This is a genomic window from Paenibacillus sp. JT22N1, from assembly GCF_059692155.1.
Window position 1 is genome coordinate 329,130 of sequence record NZ_JCAUAW010000001.1, and the last position, 18,447, is coordinate 347,576.

20 protein-coding genes and 1 riboswitch are annotated in these 18,447 nt (G+C 44.8%); of the genes, 11 read left to right on the top strand and 9 right to left on the bottom strand.

Annotated elements, in window-relative coordinates:
- Window positions 1–15 precede the first annotated feature (15 nt).
- Window positions 16–675 (bottom strand): helix-turn-helix domain-containing protein, encoded by a 660-nt coding sequence (locus AC58UU_RS01495; protein ID WP_497312336.1) that lies wholly within the window; start codon window positions 673–675, stop codon window positions 16–18.
- Window positions 676–847: 172 nt separating this feature from the next.
- Between AC58UU_RS01495 and AC58UU_RS01500 the strand changes: the two genes are divergently transcribed.
- The 7 genes from AC58UU_RS01500 (at window position 848) to AC58UU_RS01530 (ending at window position 8,031) form a co-directional block, all read left to right on the top strand.
- The gene (locus tag AC58UU_RS01500) at window positions 848–2,884 is read left to right on the top strand and encodes a glycoside hydrolase family 15 protein (RefSeq protein ID WP_497312338.1); all 2,037 of its coding nucleotides are present in this window, start codon (window positions 848–850) and stop codon (window positions 2,882–2,884) included.
- A gap of 18 nt (window positions 2,885–2,902) precedes the next feature.
- A complete protein-coding gene (locus tag AC58UU_RS01505; protein ID WP_497312340.1) occupies window positions 2,903–4,066 on the top strand; it encodes a glucose 1-dehydrogenase in 1,164 nt (387 codons plus the stop codon).
- 109 nt (window positions 4,067–4,175) lie between these two features.
- Entirely contained in the window at window positions 4,176–4,595 is a 420-nt protein-coding gene (locus AC58UU_RS01510) for a disulfide oxidoreductase (protein ID WP_047686279.1), read from the top strand.
- An 86-nt stretch (window positions 4,596–4,681) separates the two neighbouring features.
- Entirely contained in the window at window positions 4,682–5,668 is a 987-nt protein-coding gene (locus AC58UU_RS01515) for a polysaccharide deacetylase family protein (protein ID WP_497312342.1), read from the top strand.
- A 116-nt stretch (window positions 5,669–5,784) separates the two neighbouring features.
- Window positions 5,785–6,594: a glutamate racemase gene (gene racE, locus AC58UU_RS01520; protein ID WP_497312344.1), complete on the top strand. Its 810-nt coding sequence runs from the start codon at window positions 5,785–5,787 to the stop codon at window positions 6,592–6,594.
- 249 nt (window positions 6,595–6,843) lie between these two features.
- Complete coding sequence (locus tag AC58UU_RS01525; RefSeq protein ID WP_497312346.1) at window positions 6,844–7,719, top strand: M14 family metallopeptidase; 876 nt, start codon at window positions 6,844–6,846, stop codon at window positions 7,717–7,719.
- Between the two features lie 102 nt (window positions 7,720–7,821).
- Entirely contained in the window at window positions 7,822–8,031 is a 210-nt protein-coding gene (locus AC58UU_RS01530) for a hypothetical protein (protein ID WP_497312348.1), read from the top strand.
- Window positions 8,032–8,072: 41 nt separating this feature from the next.
- Here the strand turns inward: AC58UU_RS01530 and AC58UU_RS01535 are convergent, their stop codons facing one another.
- From AC58UU_RS01535 to AC58UU_RS01550, 4 genes are all read right to left on the bottom strand, one after another.
- Window positions 8,073–8,273 carry a DUF2524 domain-containing protein gene (locus AC58UU_RS01535; RefSeq protein WP_497312350.1) on the bottom strand — a complete coding sequence of 67 codons (201 nt, stop codon included), beginning with the start codon at window positions 8,271–8,273 and terminating at the stop codon, window positions 8,073–8,075.
- A gap of 318 nt (window positions 8,274–8,591) precedes the next feature.
- Entirely contained in the window at window positions 8,592–8,771 is a 180-nt protein-coding gene (locus tag AC58UU_RS01540) for a hypothetical protein (protein ID WP_171690084.1), read from the bottom strand.
- Window positions 8,772–8,897: 126 nt separating this feature from the next.
- Complete coding sequence (locus tag AC58UU_RS01545; RefSeq protein WP_497312352.1) at window positions 8,898–9,761, bottom strand: bifunctional 5,10-methylenetetrahydrofolate dehydrogenase/5,10-methenyltetrahydrofolate cyclohydrolase; 864 nt, start codon at window positions 9,759–9,761, stop codon at window positions 8,898–8,900.
- Window positions 9,762–9,823: 62 nt separating this feature from the next.
- A riboswitch (ZMP/ZTP riboswitch) is annotated at window positions 9,824–9,903 on the bottom strand.
- Window positions 9,904–9,984: 81 nt separating this feature from the next.
- The gene (locus AC58UU_RS01550) at window positions 9,985–12,234 is read right to left on the bottom strand and encodes an FAD-dependent oxidoreductase (RefSeq protein ID WP_497312354.1); all 2,250 of its coding nucleotides are present in this window, start codon (window positions 12,232–12,234) and stop codon (window positions 9,985–9,987) included.
- Between the two features lie 123 nt (window positions 12,235–12,357).
- Between AC58UU_RS01550 and AC58UU_RS01555 the strand changes: the two genes are divergently transcribed.
- Window positions 12,358–13,140: a helix-turn-helix domain-containing protein gene (locus AC58UU_RS01555; RefSeq protein ID WP_497312356.1), complete on the top strand. Its 783-nt coding sequence runs from the start codon at window positions 12,358–12,360 to the stop codon at window positions 13,138–13,140.
- A 58-nt stretch (window positions 13,141–13,198) separates the two neighbouring features.
- Here the strand turns inward: AC58UU_RS01555 and ytvI are convergent, their stop codons facing one another.
- From ytvI to AC58UU_RS01570, 3 genes are read right to left on the bottom strand one after another with little or no spacing between them, the layout of a single operon-like run.
- Window positions 13,199–14,311: a sporulation integral membrane protein YtvI gene (ytvI, locus tag AC58UU_RS01560; protein ID WP_497312358.1), complete on the bottom strand. Its 1,113-nt coding sequence runs from the start codon at window positions 14,309–14,311 to the stop codon at window positions 13,199–13,201.
- 19 nt (window positions 14,312–14,330) lie between these two features.
- Window positions 14,331–15,077, bottom strand: a complete 747-nt coding sequence (gene map, locus AC58UU_RS01565) for a type I methionyl aminopeptidase (RefSeq protein WP_171690079.1) — start codon at window positions 15,075–15,077, stop codon at window positions 14,331–14,333.
- A 38-nt stretch (window positions 15,078–15,115) separates the two neighbouring features.
- On the bottom strand, window positions 15,116–15,475 hold the full coding sequence (locus AC58UU_RS01570; protein WP_029199371.1) for a winged helix-turn-helix transcriptional regulator: 360 nt from the start codon (window positions 15,473–15,475) through the stop codon (window positions 15,116–15,118).
- A gap of 217 nt (window positions 15,476–15,692) precedes the next feature.
- Between AC58UU_RS01570 and AC58UU_RS01575 the strand changes: the two genes are divergently transcribed.
- On the top strand, window positions 15,693–15,995 hold the full coding sequence (locus tag AC58UU_RS01575) for a heme biosynthesis protein HemY (RefSeq protein WP_029199372.1): 303 nt from the start codon (window positions 15,693–15,695) through the stop codon (window positions 15,993–15,995).
- Complete coding sequence (locus tag AC58UU_RS01580) at window positions 15,995–16,216, top strand: YuzB family protein (RefSeq protein ID WP_047686255.1); 222 nt, start codon at window positions 15,995–15,997, stop codon at window positions 16,214–16,216. Before AC58UU_RS01575 ends, AC58UU_RS01580 begins: the two co-directional genes overlap by 1 nt.
- A gap of 53 nt (window positions 16,217–16,269) precedes the next feature.
- Here the strand turns inward: AC58UU_RS01580 and AC58UU_RS01585 are convergent, their stop codons facing one another.
- Window positions 16,270–16,764, bottom strand: a complete 495-nt coding sequence (locus tag AC58UU_RS01585; protein ID WP_497312361.1) for a glutathione peroxidase — start codon at window positions 16,762–16,764, stop codon at window positions 16,270–16,272.
- 169 nt (window positions 16,765–16,933) lie between these two features.
- Between AC58UU_RS01585 and AC58UU_RS01590 the strand changes: the two genes are divergently transcribed.
- Window positions 16,934–18,424, top strand: a complete 1,491-nt coding sequence (locus tag AC58UU_RS01590) for an esterase-like activity of phytase family protein (protein ID WP_497312363.1) — start codon at window positions 16,934–16,936, stop codon at window positions 18,422–18,424.
- The last annotated feature ends 23 nt before the right edge of the window (window positions 18,425–18,447 follow it).

Here is an 18,447-nt window from a genome sequence, read left to right on the forward strand (position 1 = left end):
TTTGTAAGTTGTTCCCTAAATAGGCTGCTTTAAAGACTGGAAAAGTGAATCCGATGCGGAGTTACGGTCGTATTGAAACTCCAATCCCATTCCTGTGTTCCGTGCTACGCTGCGGATGATTAAATCATGGTATTTCTTCTGACGAATCGCTGCGATAACGACAAACTTGCTGACTCCTAGAGGATCGAAATAGAGTTTTCCTTCTTTTTCGATGTATTTCTGTACATGATTTAGGTTGACGAATAAGTCTGTATCCATCTTCTTAAATCCTTGCTCTTCAAGCTTATCTAGAAAATGACTGAAATCCAGTAAGGAATTCACACTTCGGCTAACTTTGCCAATTCGTGTATGGTAAGTAATTTCCTTCGTACTAACTTCGATAAACAGTGTATCCGACATGGGGACTAGCTCCTGCTCATTGATTGCATGGACGTCCTCTTTTTCGAGATACCCGGCTTTCTCCATAAGTTCTGTATATGAATAGTTGTAGGCATCCGACAGCTTTTTCAGCGTGACAGGAGAAGGTTTGATTTTCTCATTGGTCGAACGATTCCGCTCTAGTTCAAGGTCTCTGATGTAGGCATGCGAAAGTCCGCTTTTATGAGCCGCTTCACGCAAAGACATCTTGCCCCGCAAGCTTTCCAAAAATTTACCGAATCCTTCAAATTGTTTCATAATAACATATCCCTCCATATGCTTTAATTGTAAATGAATTCGAATGAAATGAACATCTTTAAGGCGCGAATTGGTGTCAATTACCTCAAAATCCAGCCAAGAACAGCCGCGTGCATATTTAAGCACTCAAATTGGTAAATTAGTAGCAATATCTTGGAAAGAGGCTGATGGAATGGCAAGAGATTTACCCATAGGAAACGGGAATGTACTCATTAATTTCGACGCTGCTTATAATATTCGTGACATGTATTACCCTTTAGTAGGTCAAGAGAATCAATCTAGCGATCATCTTTCACATTTTGGCATTTGGTGTCCGGAAGGATTCTTCTGGATTGACGATCCAGAGGTTTCAAAAAAGCTCAATTATTTGGAAGATTCGCTTGTTACTAATGCTGATTGCGCCCATGAAAGGTTAGGTCTCAGCTTCGTTATTCGTGATGGGGTCGATGTTCAGCAGAATGTTTTTTTACGCAAGGTGAAGGTAGAAAACCGCTTTGATGTGGAAAGAGAAATTAAACTGTATTTTCATTTGGATCTCCAAATCTATGGAAATGGCGTTGGAGATACGATTTATTATGATCCTGAGTTGAATTCACTTTTATTTTATAAGGGTCATCGTTATATGTCACTATCTTGCTTGTCCCCAGACGCTGAGAAAGCAATGCCTAGCGGTTATGCGACGGGACAAAAAGGGATTCACGGTTTGGAAGGAACATGGCGTGATGCTGAGGATGGTCATCTAGGTGGAAATGCCATCGCGCAGGGATCCGTTGACGGTGTGATTGAATTGACGATGAAACTACCGCCAAAAAGCGTGAAAGAAGCTTGGTTCTGGGTCTGTTTTGGGCGTACGAAGCAGGAGGTAGAGCGTTTAGAGCGATTACTTCGCACAGCAACCCCGCAAGCATTATTACAACGTACTCACGATCATTGGGTAAAATGGGTGAATCAGGATGCCCACCAGCTCTCACTGCTGAAGCCTGATTTGGAATCATTTTATAAGCGATGCTTATTAATTACCAGAACAAACGTCGACAATCGTGGGGCTATCATTGCGGCGAATGATTCGGATATTTTGAAATTTGCCAAGGATACTTACTCGTATATGTGGCCGCGCGATGGCGCTTTGGTGTCACATGCGCTAGACCGGGCAGGCTATTATGAATTATCTAGGAAATTTTTTGATTTCTGTATTAAGGTGCTAACTCCTGAAGGCTATCTCATGCATAAATATAACCCTGATAGTTCCGTGGGCTCGAGCTGGCATCCCTGGGTGGATAGTCGGGGGAATAAACAGCTTGCGATTCAAGAGGATGAGACAGCTCTTGTACTGTATACGTTATGGCATCACCATAAGCTGGCTGGAACGATAGAGAGTTCACGTGAGGATTATGAGAAATTTGTGAAGCCCGCAGCGGACTTTCTCGTTCGATACCGGGATGCATCCGGCCTTCCTTTGCCTTCCTATGACCTCTGGGAAGAGCGTTATGGCGTACTTGCTTTCACAGTGGCATCGGTATATGCCGGTCTTATAGCAGCAGCACGTTTTGCCGAATATCATCAGGATAAAGTACGCTCCATTTACTATGCAGATATCGCAGGACAAGTGAAGAAAGCAGCTGAACAGCATCTGTATGCACCCGATCAGAATCGCTTTTTGCGGGCTTTATATTGGAATTATGAACAAAATACGTATGTGCCGGATTACACGCTGGATATGAGTATGTACGCACTATTTGATTTCGGCTTGTTTGAGCTTGAAGATCCGCGGATTGTGGCAACGATGAAGATTCTGAAAGAAAAATTGTGGGTACATACGGATATTGGCGGTATCGCTCGTTATGAGAACGACTATTATCATCAAGTCACTAATGATGTAGCTAAAGTACCGGGCAATCCTTGGTTTATATGTACCCTTTGGTACGCAGAATGGCTGGTGGCGTCTGCCAAAACCGTTCAGGACTTGTTAGAAGCGGAAAAATTGATGCGTTGGGCAATTCTACATGCTGCGCCTTCAGGGGCGATGGCTGAGCAAGTGCATCCTTTCACAGGAGAACCAATGTCCGTTTCACCACTGACATGGTCACATGCTTCCTTTATTAAGGTAACGCAAGAATATTTGTCAAAGTTAAAGCTATTGACCTCGAAGGGAACGAAGCAAGCTGTTGATGCGAGTGAGGATAAAGTTCTGGAGCCGGTCGTTCATTAGTTGGAAGGAGAGGAAGTAATGAAGGCAATTCGCGTCAAGCAACTTCGACAAGGGAACCCTTCTATTCAGCTTGAAGATGTGAAGAACCCCGTGATTTCAGGGCCTCAAGAAGTCATTGTAAAGGTGCTTGCAGTTGGACTGGACGGCACAGACAAGGAAATTCTACAGGAGAAATACGGCGTTCCACCCGAAGGTGAAGATGATTTGACCACGGGACATGAGTCACTAGGGGTTGTGACTGAAGCTGGGGCGGAAAGTGGATTCCAGCTTGGGGATCTCGTAACTGCAATTGTAAGACGGCCTTGCAGAAATCAAAGCTGCGTTAATTGCCGTAATGGTCATTCGGATTTTTGTCAGACCGGTGAGTTTGTAGAACGTGGCATTAAAGGGGCTCACGGCTTCCTCTCCGAGTATTACAAAGAGGAAGGTCGATATTTGGTTCAGGTGCCGAAGGAACTGCTGAAGCATGGGGTACTAGTCGAACCGCAGAGCATCGTTGAGAAAGTTTGGGACCAAGTGCTGCGTGTCCAGCAGCGGTTGATCTGGGAGCCGAGAACTGCGCTCATACTCGGGTCTGGACCGCTTGGTTTGCTCGCTGCAATGACCTGCCGCCTGCTGGGGCTGGAGGCGTATATCTGGTCCAAATCTCCGCAGGACAGTCTACAAGCGCAGCTTGTGGAGGACAGCGGAGGTGTGTTTAAAGAGGCCGGCGCTGATAGCAGCAGCGCGGCGACTATGACGGCTTATGCCGAGGGTCTCGGCAAGCCGATAGATCTGATCCTCGAATGCACGGGCTATAGCCCTCTAGCTTTCGAGGCTATGTCTGTTCTAGCGCCGAACGGTGTATTGGCGCTGCTGGGTGTTACGCCAGCGGACCGTAAGCTGGAGATCTCATCCGACATGCTCAATCAGAGCATGGTGCTCGAGAATAAATGCGTGATCGGCTCGGTTAACGCTTCACGCAAAGATTTCGAGACCGCCATTTACCGCTTACAGCAAATGGAGAAACAGTTTCCAGGCTGGCTCGACCGCTTGGTTACGAATCGGATGACTTTGGAAGACGTGCCAAAGCTAGATTTTAACAACATACCGATCAAAGCCGTTGTGGATATAGTTCCCGTGGAACAATGGGAGGACCTCGTGAAACAAACGAATGAAGTGGTATATAGCTTCTCCGTTTAATGGAAATGGCCAAGCAGGCTAATTGATGCCTGCTTGGCCATTTTTCGTTCTTGTTAGACTTCCTTTCACAATTTTTTTATAATAAGGAGGAAGGGGAGGACGAGCATTGATGTCAAACAAATGGTTGCGAGATAATGGGATGCACCTATCATGGCTTCTTGCATTAATAGCCACATTGGGAAGCCTGTATTTCTCAGAGATTATGAACTTTATTCCTTGTAAATTATGTTGGTATCAACGCATTCTTATGTATCCATTAGTTGTCCTATTAGGGATTGCTGCCGTGCGCAGAGACTACAAATTAACCATCTATGTACTGCCGCTGACCATCTGGGGAGCTTGTATCTCCATCTACCATGTTCTGCTGCAATCGGGTGTATTTCACGAATCAGCAACAGGTTGCGGCCCAATTCCATGTGATGTCGATTACTTGAACTGGCTGGGCTTCATCACGATTCCTATGCTTGCCGGAACAGCCTTTATTCTCATCACGATTCTTCAATTTATGACATATCGAGCTACGAAATAAACACCGTTTTCCTAAAATATGCAGGGAAATTGTCTAGCGCTGTCGAAATGAATACGTGAGTATTCATTCCAAAACGAGGTGCTACGATGACGCAAATTACCAAAAGCGCTGCACTACTGATCGTTCTAAGCGCATCATTGATCGGTTGTGCAGACAAAAGCCTGTTATCCCCAGACTTGAGTCAAGCCCAAAATACTACGCCACAAGCAACAACAAGTGCAGCGGCGACTCCAACTCCTAAATCAACTGTTAAACCCATACCTACACCTCAATCCACACCTGTTCCCAGTGCGAGTACGACACCGAAGCCAACAGCGGCTCCAGAGCCAACCGCAACACCAAAGCCAGCAGTGGTAGGCAACTATTCCAAAACCAAGTCAGTGACAGGTGATCGTGTGCCCTATTCTTGGTATTACATGAAAAAGAAAACGGGGCAAGTTCCTGATTTTCCAAAAGAAACAAAATCCTTCACGGAGGACCAGAAAGCAGTTTGGGTCGGGACCGGCAAAAAGGTTTATTTAACGATCGATGCTGGAGGTCCTTTGATAGAAGTCGATCTCATGCTTAAATCACTGAAAGAAAACGGTGTGAAAGCGAATTTCTTTATTTCGGGCAATAACATTAAGAAAAATCCGGAGTATTTGAAAAAGGTTGTAGCTGATGGTCATTTCGTTGCCAACCATACGATGACACATAACGATTTTAATGAGATGACCGATGATCAGATTCGTAAAGAAATTACGGATTTCGAAGCCTTATATAAAAAACTAACAGGTAAAGAAGTCGAGAAATATTTCCGCTTTCCTTATGGGCATTACAATCTACATAATTTGAACTTAGTATCCAGCATGGGCTATACATCTGTGTTCTGGTCTACAGCTATGCGAGATTGGGAACCGAGAGCCAACGGAGCCGAGGATCCATACAATGACATTATGAATAATTTACATGATGGCAATGTGATTTTGATGCATCAAGGATCTTTAGAAAATATGCAGGCTCTTGCTCGTATTTGCAAAGAGATCAAGAAAAAAGGCTATGAATTCGGAATTGTAAGTGAGCTTCATTCCTAAAAAATAGGTGTCGACCAGAAATCTGATACTTTCACCTAGGTACCTTTCAGCTTGTACGCTCATATCCTATCCATGTGGTTACGTAATTCATTAACCGGCAAAGGAAGCGGATAGGTGTGCAGCAAGCGATAGCCGTACTGGACTCCGGAGTCGGAGGATTAACTGTAGTAAAAGAACTAATGATACAGCTTCCACAGGAAAAAGTGATCTATTTCGGAGATACAGCGCGAAGTCCCTATGGTCCCCGCTCTGCTGGAGAAGTAAGAACCTTCACTCGGCAAATCGTCGAGTACTTAATTCAGTTTAATCCTAAAATGATTGTTATCGCTTGTAATACAGCAACTGCAGTGGCTATAGAAGATATTCGTGAGCGGGTATCTATTCCCGTGATTGGCGTTATTTCGCCTGGGGCAAGAGCCGCGATCAATACGACGCGAAGCGGTGTTATCGGAGTTATCGGTACGGATGGAACGATTCGCAGCAATGCTTATGAATATGCGTTAAGGTTGATTTCCCCGAACATTGAAGTATATAGCGAAGCTTGCCCGCTGTTAGCGCCGTTCGTAGAAAAAGGGCTTTTCGGTGCGGATAGTGCAAACGAGGTTGTCGAGCAATCGCTCAGACAGCTAATCGGCAAGCCGATAGATTGCTTAATCCTAGGCTGCACTCATTACCCCTTCCTAGTGGAGGCCATTTCTCGTGTCATGGGACCGGATGTGACATTGATTTCTTCGGCAGACGAAACGGCAAGAGAGATCAGCACGATCCTTTATCATCGCGACATGCTGGCCTCATCGGGGCAGCTTCCTATCCATCAATTTTTTTGCAGCGGTGAGCCGGAATTATTTAAGCAAATTGCTCAGAATTGGCTGAAAGAGCAAATTTCTATAACGCCTGTCGTTTGGCAGGTGCCTAATATTTTATAAGTCATGAAAATAGATCCTGATGGGGTCTATTTTTATTTTTATAGGAAGCTAAGATGCATAGCGCCCAACAATTTCCAAAGATTATTCTCACCAAGCTAGGGGTGTTGTAGTTTATACAACAATTCACACACCCAAGACTCTTTCGTCCGGCATCGGATAAAGGTATCTCCGCATGAATCCGCATGATTCTAAGCCTGCGGGCATAATCATAGCCATACGAACTAAGTAAATGGGCTGTGAGGTGGTCGTGTGTTAGGATACGGGTATTGGACACTTTGTGAAGAACTGAATCGGCTCTGCAAGATATATCCTTTTCTTCATGTAGAAGAGATAGGCGCAAGTGTGATGGGGAAAAGCATACCAGCTCTGCGAATTGGTCAAGGTACGAAAGAGATTCACTTCAATGCATCGATGCATGCCAATGAATGGATAACGACACCGTTAGTAATGCAATTCGTGGAAGACCTTGCTTGCTCCTACGCAAGAGGGACGGCATGGCACGGCAGCAACATTAGGCGGCTCCTATCGGAGTATTCACTTTGGGTTGTACCGATGGTGAATCCCGATGGCGTAGAACTTGTTCTGTCTGGTGTTAACGAGGAACATCCTCTCCGAGAGCCGCTGTTGAATTGGAATGGAGGATCGCTGGATTTCAGAAATTGGAAAGCCAATATTCGCGGTGTTGATCTCAATGACCAGTTCCCTGCACACTGGGAAGAAGAGGCAATGCGTAGAGAGAAGGCTGAACCTGGTGAGCGCGATTACGGTGGAGAGGCACCGTTAACGGAGCCGGAGGCAGCAGCTTTAGCTCAATTTACAGAAAGACATGACTTTGAGCTTGTCGTGGCGCTGCATACCCAAGGTAGGGAGATTTATTGGAATTATCGCGACTATGAGCCGCCGGAATCGGAGGCATTTGCCGAGCGATTAGCCCTAGCCAGCAGCTATCAGGCCGTTAAACTGACGGACAGTGACGCGGGTTACAAAGATTGGTTCATCCAACAATTTCGTAGACCCGGCTTTACCGTTGAAGTAGGATTTGGGGTAAACCCCCTGCCAGTGGAATCTTTCGCAGCACTCTATGAGGAATTGGTTCCGATCCTATTGACGGCGATGGAATTTTAAAATTTGTCATAGACAAGTATAACGAACTTGAGCATGCTTCCCAAGAACCGTTCCGCCCAGACTTCATATACTGAAGTAAGGAAACAGTTGGGAGGCGTGGATATGGCACCACCTAAAGGGAAGGGCAAGGCATCCAAGAAGAAAACACTTTCATCCAGAGTGCAATACACGATGAGGATAGTGGAATCGTCCACATGCGCAGTTTGTAAGACGCCATGCACAAGAGGACTTCGATATTTGGCCCTAATGTCGGAGCCGGGAGCTGTTGGAAAAGGGGTTCCATGTATTTTGACAAGAAGAAAGATCAACTAATGCAAAAGTCCACGCCCCGTTATCAAAGGCGTGGACTTTCTTCATTGTGGGATATGTTCGCTTGGGATAGAACACTTATTTTCAATAAAACGAATTTGATTCTCAAGTCGATTTCGATGCTCTTCTTGTTCTTTGTCGGAAGAGGCTGTTTGCCCTTGGAATTGTTCAAGCTCTTGTTTTAAACTATGCAGGTCAGAGCCCGCATTCGCACAGTCATAATTGCTTTCTAACTGATCGAGCATATATCGGCCTCCTGATGTGAAATGTCGTTAACTCTGACCTTTCTTATGTTTCTTATTGCTTTTCTGATCCGTTGAACGTGTTGTTGTATTTTTTCTGGATTGTCCTTGCTGCGTATGAGATTCTGACATGGTTGTTCACTCCTTAAAATGTAGGATTTTGGGCGGTGCGTGATTATTATAAGCATTCGGCTGAATTTGATACGATAAAAATGAGAAATCCTCAACCGAGTCCATTGAAGGAAGAGTGATCTAATGAAAAAAGCCCCGCGAGCGATTTGAAATCGTTCGTCAGGGCTATGTGCGGTGAGTGAGTATGGATTAATGGTTCGGTGTCAGCAATTTATCTTCTAAGGATTGTTTAACCTTCTTGATTGCATCTGTCTCTAATTTGTGGTTTTGGTTAAATTTAGTGCCTGTCAATGCAAGCGCTTCCTTAACCGTCATTTCCACACGAATCAATTCTTCACCTTGCGGGATTTGCACGGAATTGTTGCCCATTTGTATCACTCCTATGTCAACTTTTTGAAGTGGAAACCTTGATTTGATGCACTTTCAATATAACACACCATGTTAGGTTAAGCAAGGGACATTAAGACCTATTTTAGAAAAAAGAATGTCGGAAACTCAGGTTATAAATTTGCTTTTTTCGGCAGCAAGGACGGTGTGTTTGAGCAGCATAGCGATGGTCACTGGGCCAATTCCAGCAGGGACAGGGGTAATTGCGCTCGCCTTTTTGTGACAAGCATCGAAATCAACATCGCCAATGTTGCCAGCATTGTATCCAGCATTGTATCCAGCATCTAAAACGACAGCACCTTCCTTAATCCAGGCTCCTTGAATAAATGCAGGTTTACCAACGGCTGCAACGACAATATCAGCTAATCCAATAATTAAGGGGAGATTGTTTGTTTTAGAATGGCAAATGGTGACAGTAGCGTTTCTATTCAGCAGCATAAGCGATACGGGTTTACCTAAAATAGGACTCCGACCAACGATAACCGCGTGCTTGCCTTCAATAGGAATCTGATAATAATCGAGGATAGCTAGAATAGCGGCTGGGGTACAGGATGGAAAGCTGGCCACTCCAAAAGCATTTTGAGCAAAGCCCAGCATGGTAACGCCATCCACATCTTTTTCGATCTGAATGGCCTCAAACGCAGCTCTTTCATCAATATGGTGTGGAACCGGATGCTGCAATAAAATACCATGGATCTGAGGATCCTCGTTTAATTGTTGGATAACGGCAATAAGTTCCTCTGTCGTAGTTGATTTATTTAGGTGGATTCGTCTGGAATCAATGCCTAGCCGCTTGCATGCACTGCTTTTCATACGTACATAGGTTTCGGAAGATGGGTCATCGCCAACAAGTATCGTAGCTAAACATGGCGGGATACCTCTTGCAGACAGTTGTTTGATTCTTTCGACTAATGTCTCTTTAATGCTTTTTGCTACGCGTGTACCATCCAAAATTAATTTTTCTGAATTCATGTTTCCCTCAACCCTTCATTTGTTTGTAAAAACACAAAGAGGTAAGGGGGATAAATCCCCCTTACCTCTGCCCAGGCGTACGGCTGTAACATCAATGTGCTTCCTCATGGGTATCCATGCTTCGCCAGTCACACATCAACTTTTAATTGATCTAATCATAATGGCAGGTTATGGAATATGCAACTCTTAAAAATGATTTATTGGTGCTGTTGATTGCTTTCGATCAACCATAACAACGGATTTCAACAATCTCTGCCCGTTCCGTCCCGTTCGTCGCTTCAACGACCACACGAAGTCGATCAGTCGTTACAACTTCTGGCAAAAGATGAACATGTTTGCGCGTATGATTATCGAGTCCCTCAGCTACTGTGGTCCAATCACCGCCGATGAAGGCCTGAAGTTTATAGTCTTTGACCAGTTCAGGAATGATCTCGAATTCCGTCCGATGATGATGTAAATTAATTAAATCTTCGTTCACGTCATCATTGAAAGTGAGATGTACGCTGCGAATCCGCACAGCCTCCGGCCAACTGGCTTCAAGCCACTCTGGCTGCGAGACCTCAAGGCCAGCCGACGACCAAAGATGAGGGCCTCCGTAAGGACGCTTATATCCATCGGCAGCTTTGTCGACTGCGAATGCAGATGTGGGAGCGAGCAGACGGAAGCAGATTGGCTTCCGAATGAATGCTTTCGCGCTCCAATCAATGACCGGCTGATGATGATGCATATCACCGAAATCTACGGCATCTTTTGATGCAGCATCATGCTTGAAGGAAAGCACACCCGTTTGTGGTCTGGCTGATAGATGGACCGAAAGCGCCGGGTTGCTTCTGAGAATGATAAAAGCATTCTGAGCGGTTTCAGGATGCCATGAAAGGGCAGCCTTTACCCACTGCTGAGAACCCTCGGCTACAGCTACTTGAATGGACGTCACCTGTGTGTGTGGGACGTAGTTCTGCGGCTTCCCAGTGCTCCAGAGCTCTACTGTCAGCTCCGTAGCTTCCGAAGCATCCAGCAGCAGCTCAATGCCGTCAATGAACGGATCTGCCGGCACGAGAAGCGCCACATGCGCGGTCAGCGGCAGCACCGACGCAGATTGCTCGAGCGCAAGTCGCGTCAAGGTGCTGGAGGCTGTCATCTCAGCGCGGAGCACGAGGTCTGCCGCATCCGCGTTCTTCAGACCGAGGACGGCTGCATCCTGTCGAAGCAGCGTCTGTTGAAGCTCGCTCAAGTGGCTGCTGTGCAGCTCGCGAGGGGAGATGCCCTTTGCCGCGCAGAGCGCGGCTCCTGTGCCCGCGGCTTCGCCTATCACGGCACATGTCGCCATGACGCGAGTCGTGCCAAAGGCCACGTGGGACGCGCTGATGTTGCGTCCCGCCATCAGCATATTCGTCACGTTGACGGAGTAGAGGGAACGGAACGGGATATGATAATTGCCGTCCATATGCATATGTTTAGATCCTTTGGCTGTGGCGTACATCCCTTGCGGTGGATGTAAATCAATGGACCAGCCACCGAAAGCAACACGATCTTCAAACAGCTCCTGTGCGATGATATCGTTCTGATTGAGTACGTAGTCCCCAACGAAACGACGATATTCCCTTTTCCCCGGAATGGAGCCGATCCATTCGAGCGTCAGGTTTTCACTCTCGAATTTACCGGAATTTTTGATATAATCCCAAATGCCATAGATGACGGAAGACAGCTCATCACGGATTCGCTCATTTTCATGAACAACATCGTGCTCACCGCCCCATTCAATCCACCAATACGCACAGCCATTATCTCCGCTGCGAATGACGCGCTTCATGGGAATGGAGGTTTGTGTGATGTCTTTCGCGAAGCTTGGTGCGATATATTTGACCGGTCGACCTGCGTCTTTTGTATAGAACAGCAGGGTGCTTCCAAGTGTAATATCGTCCGCGACGAGTGGTGCCCATTCCTCATTAAACTCCTCTTGGGCTTCACGCCCAATGCGATACTTCGCACCTGCGAGGAAACCGACTAACCCGTCGCCTGTACAATCGAGGTAAACACGGCTATTGAAGCGAATACGTCGTTCAGATCCCATCATCCAACCTGTGACAGAACGAATCGTTCGACTTGTCGCGTCACCCTCGGCTTCTACCTCATGGACATCCGTGTTTAAGAACAACGTAATATTCTTCTCTGCTTTGACTTTTTCCAGTACGATCAGGTCCCAGATATAAGGATTTCCGTCGATATTACGGTACTGGTTCTCCACGAATAGTTCACCCATAATGCCGGTTTCTCTGGCATTTCGATGAACACCATGGGAAGTAGCGCCGCATACCCAGACGCGAACTTCACTGCTGGCATTTCCGCCAAGGACAGGACGATTTTGGACGAGAGAGACAGATTGGCCTAACCGAGCTGCAGCGATTGCCGCGCAAACACCTGCTAATCCTCCTCCGACTACGGTTATGTCTGATAAAACAATTTCATGCTTCATAACTTAGCACCTCACTAGTTTGTAGGATATCTTTAATTTCATTGTAAAATATCCTATTTTCATTGAACATGCAGATAGTTACAATAGACATATACTTTATTTCAGTATGGAAGGAGTGATGCAGTGGCTTTTCGTGATGTGACTATTAAGCTCATCTCCCATGTCTATTGGCACCGTAAAGTGGAGTTTATGCTTGAAGAAGATGAGTATCCTTGTTGGACGATATTTGCCGTAGAAGACGGGAGATTCTTCTATCGAGTTGGGGAGCAGAAAGGCGAAGCGGAGTTCGGAGACTTTGTCATCTGTCCACCCCATACCGTGTTTCAGAGGAAAACACTCGAACCCCTGTCTTTTCACTTCCTGCAGTTTGTATGGGTACCTGAACCTAGTTTTGGCGATGAAGCCTTCTGGAAAGGGAAATTGACGATTAACGACACAGATCGTTTATCTTCCAATTATCGTTATTTGAGACAGCTTCCTGGCTGGGATGAAGAGAGCACGCTGCATAAACAGCACATGGTGAACGATTTTTTACGTTTGGTCAAAATGGAGCAAGATCGCAAAGATGACCCTTCCACAGAAGTTGACTTGTTGATGGAGAAAGCCCGGAGGTACATGACGGAACATGCTTATGCAAGCTTATCCTTGTTGGATTTGGCAGTAAGTCTGGGACTCACCCCCGTTCAATTCACCCGCAAGTTTCGCAGGGCGTTCGCACAAACACCTTCTGAGTTTTTGAATGAAATGCGTCTCACAAGAGCGCGGCATTTACTGGAGGGATCAACGCTTACTTTGGATATGATCGCCGCGAAATGCGGATTTGAGAACGGCTTCTATTTGAGCCGTGTTTTTACGCAAAAAATGGGCATGGCTCCATCGATATACCGAAGCAGGCATCGCGTATAAAAAAAGGCCCCAACTTTCCTGAGGAAAAGCTGGAGCCTTTTTTCGTTGATGCGGGACATTAAGGTCCGCTATAAGGTAATTTCCCTTGAACATACTCATCTTCAGGCTTACGAATCCAGCGTTGGAGGTAGCCTTGCGTATACAGAGCTTTGATTAGAATGATCAGCACAGGCGAAAGGATGACTCCTGCAAATCCAAAGAGCGAAAGGGATACAATCATGAAAGCTAAGGTTGTAAAGGCCGATACCCCGAGTGATTCACCAGTAATCTTTGGCTCCATAACTTGTCTGACGAGGATGACGACCAAGAGTAAAGCACTGAGCCAGATCGCTAGGGTCGTTTGCCCAACAATAAACAGGTAGATGATCCATGGAATGAACAAAGTGGATACGCCAAGTAGCGGCAGTACATCGAATATAGCTGACAACAACGAGATGGAGAAAGCATTATTAACGCCGAGCAGGAGCAGTGCGAAAAATACGACAATGAATGTTAAAGAGATTAGTTTGGCTTGCGCTTTTATGTAGGAGACGATACCCTTCACGACATTTTCTTTGAGAAAGAAGAAGACGGATTTGAAGGTTTTTGGTGTTTTTTCACCTGCAAGGCGTTTCCAAGAATCAATTTCAATGCTTAGGAAGTAGGCTAAGATAATCCCGACGATGAAGTTGAACATGAAGGTTGAGAAGGATGTTAGCGAGGCTACCAATCCAGATAAGAAAGCAATGATAAACTTGGAGGCATTACCTGCGAATTGCCCGGCATAATCTTTGGCTTTCACAATAACGTCAGTTGGCAGCGCTTGGAATTGGTTATTCAATTCGCTAATTTTTTGCACAATTTGATCGTTGAAAACCGCTTGATATTCATCCACCTTATCGACAAGACTCATGATCTGGCTGGTGAAAATGACAGCGGCACCGGTCAGTGCGCCAAGGATAATAAGGACGAATACTAAGGTCGAAATCGCCGATGCGATTGACTTACGTATCCCTTTGCGGTTCAAAAACCTAGCAAAAGGCTCGATCATCATGAAAATGATCAGAGCCAGAAAGATAGGCGTAGCGATGCGATACAGGTAACTAAATAACAGCATGAATAAATAGACGGTTAGAACAATGAGAGCAATGTCAAAGGCTGTCCTCCAATATTTCTTGTAAAAAGAAATCATGCATGTTCCTCCGGTATCATTATTGTTCGGTTAAAATAATCGGCCCTTGACTCGTGATCGCAATCGTATGTTCATATTGAGCGGACAAGCTGCCGTCATAAGTCCTTGCTGTCCATCCATCTTGATCTACTTTGGAGTGGTATTTACCTACATTTAGCATCGGTTCAATCGTGAAGACCATGCCTTCTTTAATCCGCGGCCCTTTGCCTGCTGGTCCATAATGAGGCACTTGCGGCTCTTCATGCATTTCGGAACCAATCCCGTGTCCGATAAAATCTCTTACAACGGAAAAACCATGCGATTCAGCATACACTTGGATGGCATGCGACACATCGCCGATACGGTTGCCGGGAACGGCTTGCTCAATTCCTTTGTAAAGAGATTCTTTCGTTACTTGCAGCAATTTCTCGGCAACTGGAGAAATGTTACCAACCGCATAAGACCACGCGGAGTCTGCCAACCAACCATCTATACGTACAACCATGTCGATGGTTACAATATCGCCGTCATTCAGGGGCTCCTTTTTAGGAAAACCGTGACAGATCACGTCGTTGACGGATGCACAAGTGGCATATTGATAACCGTGATACCCTTTTTGCTCAGGAGTGGCCCCGTGCTTAGTCAGAAAGCCCTCTACGAATTGGTCGATTTCCCAGGAGGTTATACCAGGTCGAATCATTTTGGCAATTTCTTTATGGCAATCAGCCAGGATGCGACCCGCTCTGCCCATCTTTTCAATTTGTTCTTTTGATTTGATTGTGATCATCAAGCTCCACTCCTCTGGTGATATTCCCTAATTATTCATTATGTCCACTTTGCTGACCATAACTTCATTTCTTTTATTATTTGATGCAAATCCTGGCCTTTCGGTGTCAAGGTATACTCAACCGTAACAGGAACTGTAGGGTAAGCCATTCGTTCCAAAACCCCATGTTCCTCTAAGTGACGAAGGATATCAGTTAATGATTTAGGGCTGACTCCAGTTATCTGGCGCTGCAGCTCGCCGAAACGTTTCGTTCCACAAAATAATTCGCGAAGCACGAGAAAAGCCCATTTTCCACCAATAACTTCAAGTGTTCTTTCAACGGAGCATTCGATTTCTTTGGGTACTTTAGGAACATAGTTGCTGAGTGGAGCGACTTTTTCATTCTCTAGGGTTGACATAAGACCGCTTCCTTTCAAGTTGAATGTATGGAACTAACTTTTATGTAAGTTAGTTACTTTCGTGTAATTAGTGCTCTTTGTGCTCACTACTATCTATTTTAAAGTTCGTTTAGTGAATTAGCAAGAAGTAAGGGATGACTTGGGACAAAGGTTGATTTCGTGCCTTAGATTCTTTACAATAAGAAATAAAAATTAATGTTTCAGGAGATGTGTACATATGAACGTCAAAATTTCTCGTAATGCTGCTAAAGTACTTCAATTGGAGCTTGATAAAGAAGAAAACAAAGGATTATTGGTTCGCGTACAAGTGACTCATTCGCACGGTGACCATGCTCACTATGGTTTGGGTCTTGACGATAAATCAGAAAATGACGTCCTTGTAAGCACAGATAAAGGTATTGACGTTATTCTAGATAAAAATGAACCTTTGCTGGATGGCATCCGTATTGATTACTTCTACACACCAGAAGAAGGCTTCATGATTACGAACCCAAGCAAGGGGAATCACGGAGATCACTAATGCGCAATGATATTCGCATTTGTGATAAATGCAAACACATGAAAGTGAAGACTGCCCTTTCTAAGATAAGTGTCATTGCACCCGATGCCGAAGTCAAAGTTGCCTGCAAATCATATTGCGGTCCTTGTTCCCGATTTGCATTTATTTTTATTAATGGACGCTATGTGACTGCAGCAACAGAAGACGAAGTGATTGAAAAGGTAAAAAAGTATGTGAAATGAGAAAAAGCATCCGCCCACTTTAGGGTTGGATGCTTTTTTACATTCAAACGAAATTAAGCATGAACAGCTGATTTCTCTAACAGCTTGCGAATTTGGCTGTCTATTTTGCTTGGTGAAGTGGTAGGGGAGAAGCGTTTAATCACATTACCTTGCTGATCAACTAAAAACTTTGTGAAATTCCATTTAATGCTTGAGCCGAGAAGACCAGAAGCCTGCTTTTTCAGGTATTGGTAAAGCGGATGGGCATCTGCGCCGTTAACGTTGATTTTGGAGAACAAATGAAAATTGACGCCGAAATTAATTTGGCAAGCTTGCTCGACTTGAGCATCGTCACCGGGTTCCTGGTCCTTAAATTGATTGCACGGAAATCCTAACACGCTAAATCCTTGTTCCTTATATGTGTCATGGAGCTCTTGAAGTCCTGTGAATTGAGGAGAAAAGCCGCACTTCGTAGCGGTATTCACAATAAGCAGCACTTGACCTTGGTAATCAGCAAGAGACTTTTCTTCACCGCGGATCGTGCGAACTGTAAATTGATGAACATTCAAAAGGATCACCTTCTTTATCATATTTTACACAAATTAATTGTAAACAACTTTAATGAGTTTGAACAGCTATTTTTTAATTTACAATTTTTTCATATCCTTCTGACACTCCACGAATATATAAACATTATGCTTATCACAGTGAAAGTTTATTAGATGATGGAGGGTTCATATGAAAAGATTACTCAGAAGAAAACGACTGCTTATAGTACTTGCGGCCATCTGTGCCGTTTCTACAACAACTGTCGTATCCGCAGGACAAGCTACGTTGGAGGCAATCGCTGTGAAGTTTCAACTGACTTCCGGCGGGAAAACGCTTACGCTTGATAAAGATCCCGTTGTCATTAACGGAAGTACATATGTTCCACTTCGTACCATTGGTGAAGCGCTTGGTAAACAGGTCGAATGGAATGAATGGAATCAATCCATCTCGCTCAAAGATATTCCTAAAGTAACTGGTAAATTTGAGTGGAAAAATGCTCCTGTGCTTGATAAAGGTATTCAAGAAGGCGGGTTCTCAGGTCTTGTTCACTTACCTAAGGATGCTGCAGATACGTTCTATACGATTGCTGACCGCGGACCGAACGGTGAAGTAGGTAAAGACAAGCTTCGCACATTCCCGATCGAGAACTATGTCCCACGTATTTATAAATTCAAAATCACAAACGGAAACATTGAAATCCTCGAAACCATTAAACTCTCACTCCTCGATGGTAAAATCGATAAACTAAGCAATAGTAAATACATAACAGGACTACCGAATTTACTTGGAACTGATGAAGTGCCTTACGATGAGAAAGGTGTAACGAAGCTGGGTTATGATCCCGATGGTCTAGATACGGAAGGCATCGCGTACAGTCCTTCTGATGATACATTCTGGATTTCAGATGAGTATCGCCCATCCATTCTTCAAGTGAAACGTGATGGCACGATACTAGGGCGTTACGTCCCAAAAGGCGCTAAAGACAAGCTCGTTCAAGCCGGTGCTCAAACGCCAATTTTTGATACACTGCCTGAGGTATACAATACGCGTATTTCCAACCGTGGATTCGAAGGTGTGACTATTTCCCCAGACGGCAAATTCTTGTACACGTCCATTCAAAGTCCTATGGCAAATCCGGATAAGAAAACAGGGGAATCTTCCAGAAATCTGCGTATCCTCAAAATGGATCTAGCCACGAAACAAATCGTGGGTGAGTATGTTTATGTGGCTGAGCAAGCTGGCATGTTCGTCAAAGTGAATCAAAAAGATATCGTGATCAGTGATCTCTCCGCACTATCCAGTGATGTGCTGCTCGTTGATGAGCGTGATAAGAATGCTGGTGCTGACGCACAGCTGAAACGAATTTACAAATCGGATTTCTCTAAGGCTACGAATATTTTAGGAAAAGATACAAGCAAAAACCTGGAAAGCCTTTCCGTTCAGCAGCTCAAAGACCAAGGTATTCAACCAGTTAGTAAAGAATTGATTGTGGATATTGCTAAACTAGGATACCCATATGAGAAGATTGAAGGCTTGACGGTTGTTGACAAAAATACAATTGCGATTGTAAACGACAATGACTTCGGCATTAGCTATGATGATAAAGGCGTATTAACACTAACAAGCGCGCCAACTCAATTACAACTTATTCAAGTTTCAGACGACTTATCCACGAAATAAATTAAACGAAAACCCAGCTCATC

Coding starts and splice junctions, on each gene's coding strand:
- AC58UU_RS01505 (WP_497312340.1), top strand. CDS start 2,903: ATGAAGGCAATTCGCGTCAAGCAACTTCGACAAGGGAACCCTTCTATT.
- map (WP_171690079.1), bottom strand. CDS start 15,077: ATGATCACAATCAAATCAAAAGAACAAATTGAAAAGATGGGCAGAGCG.
- ytvI (WP_497312358.1), bottom strand. CDS start 14,311: ATGATTTCTTTTTACAAGAAATATTGGAGGACAGCCTTTGACATTGCT.
- AC58UU_RS01540 (WP_171690084.1), bottom strand. CDS start 8,771: ATGGGCAACAATTCCGTGCAAATCCCGCAAGGTGAAGAATTGATTCGT.
- AC58UU_RS01570 (WP_029199371.1), bottom strand. CDS start 15,475: ATGTCAACCCTAGAGAATGAAAAAGTCGCTCCACTCAGCAACTATGTT.
- AC58UU_RS01510 (WP_047686279.1), top strand. CDS start 4,176: ATGTCAAACAAATGGTTGCGAGATAATGGGATGCACCTATCATGGCTT.
- AC58UU_RS01535 (WP_497312350.1), bottom strand. CDS start 8,273: ATGCTCGATCAGTTAGAAAGCAATTATGACTGTGCGAATGCGGGCTCT.
- AC58UU_RS01580 (WP_047686255.1), top strand. CDS start 15,995: ATGCGCAATGATATTCGCATTTGTGATAAATGCAAACACATGAAAGTG.
- AC58UU_RS01530 (WP_497312348.1), top strand. CDS start 7,822: ATGGCACCACCTAAAGGGAAGGGCAAGGCATCCAAGAAGAAAACACTT.
- AC58UU_RS01495 (WP_497312336.1), bottom strand. CDS start 675: ATGAAACAATTTGAAGGATTCGGTAAATTTTTGGAAAGCTTGCGGGGC.
- AC58UU_RS01550 (WP_497312354.1), bottom strand. CDS start 12,234: ATGAAGCATGAAATTGTTTTATCAGACATAACCGTAGTCGGAGGAGGA.
- AC58UU_RS01575 (WP_029199372.1), top strand. CDS start 15,693: ATGAACGTCAAAATTTCTCGTAATGCTGCTAAAGTACTTCAATTGGAG.
- AC58UU_RS01545 (WP_497312352.1), bottom strand. CDS start 9,761: ATGAATTCAGAAAAATTAATTTTGGATGGTACACGCGTAGCAAAAAGC.
- AC58UU_RS01515 (WP_497312342.1), top strand. CDS start 4,682: ATGACGCAAATTACCAAAAGCGCTGCACTACTGATCGTTCTAAGCGCA.
- AC58UU_RS01500 (WP_497312338.1), top strand. CDS start 848: ATGGCAAGAGATTTACCCATAGGAAACGGGAATGTACTCATTAATTTC.
- AC58UU_RS01590 (WP_497312363.1), top strand. CDS start 16,934: ATGAAAAGATTACTCAGAAGAAAACGACTGCTTATAGTACTTGCGGCC.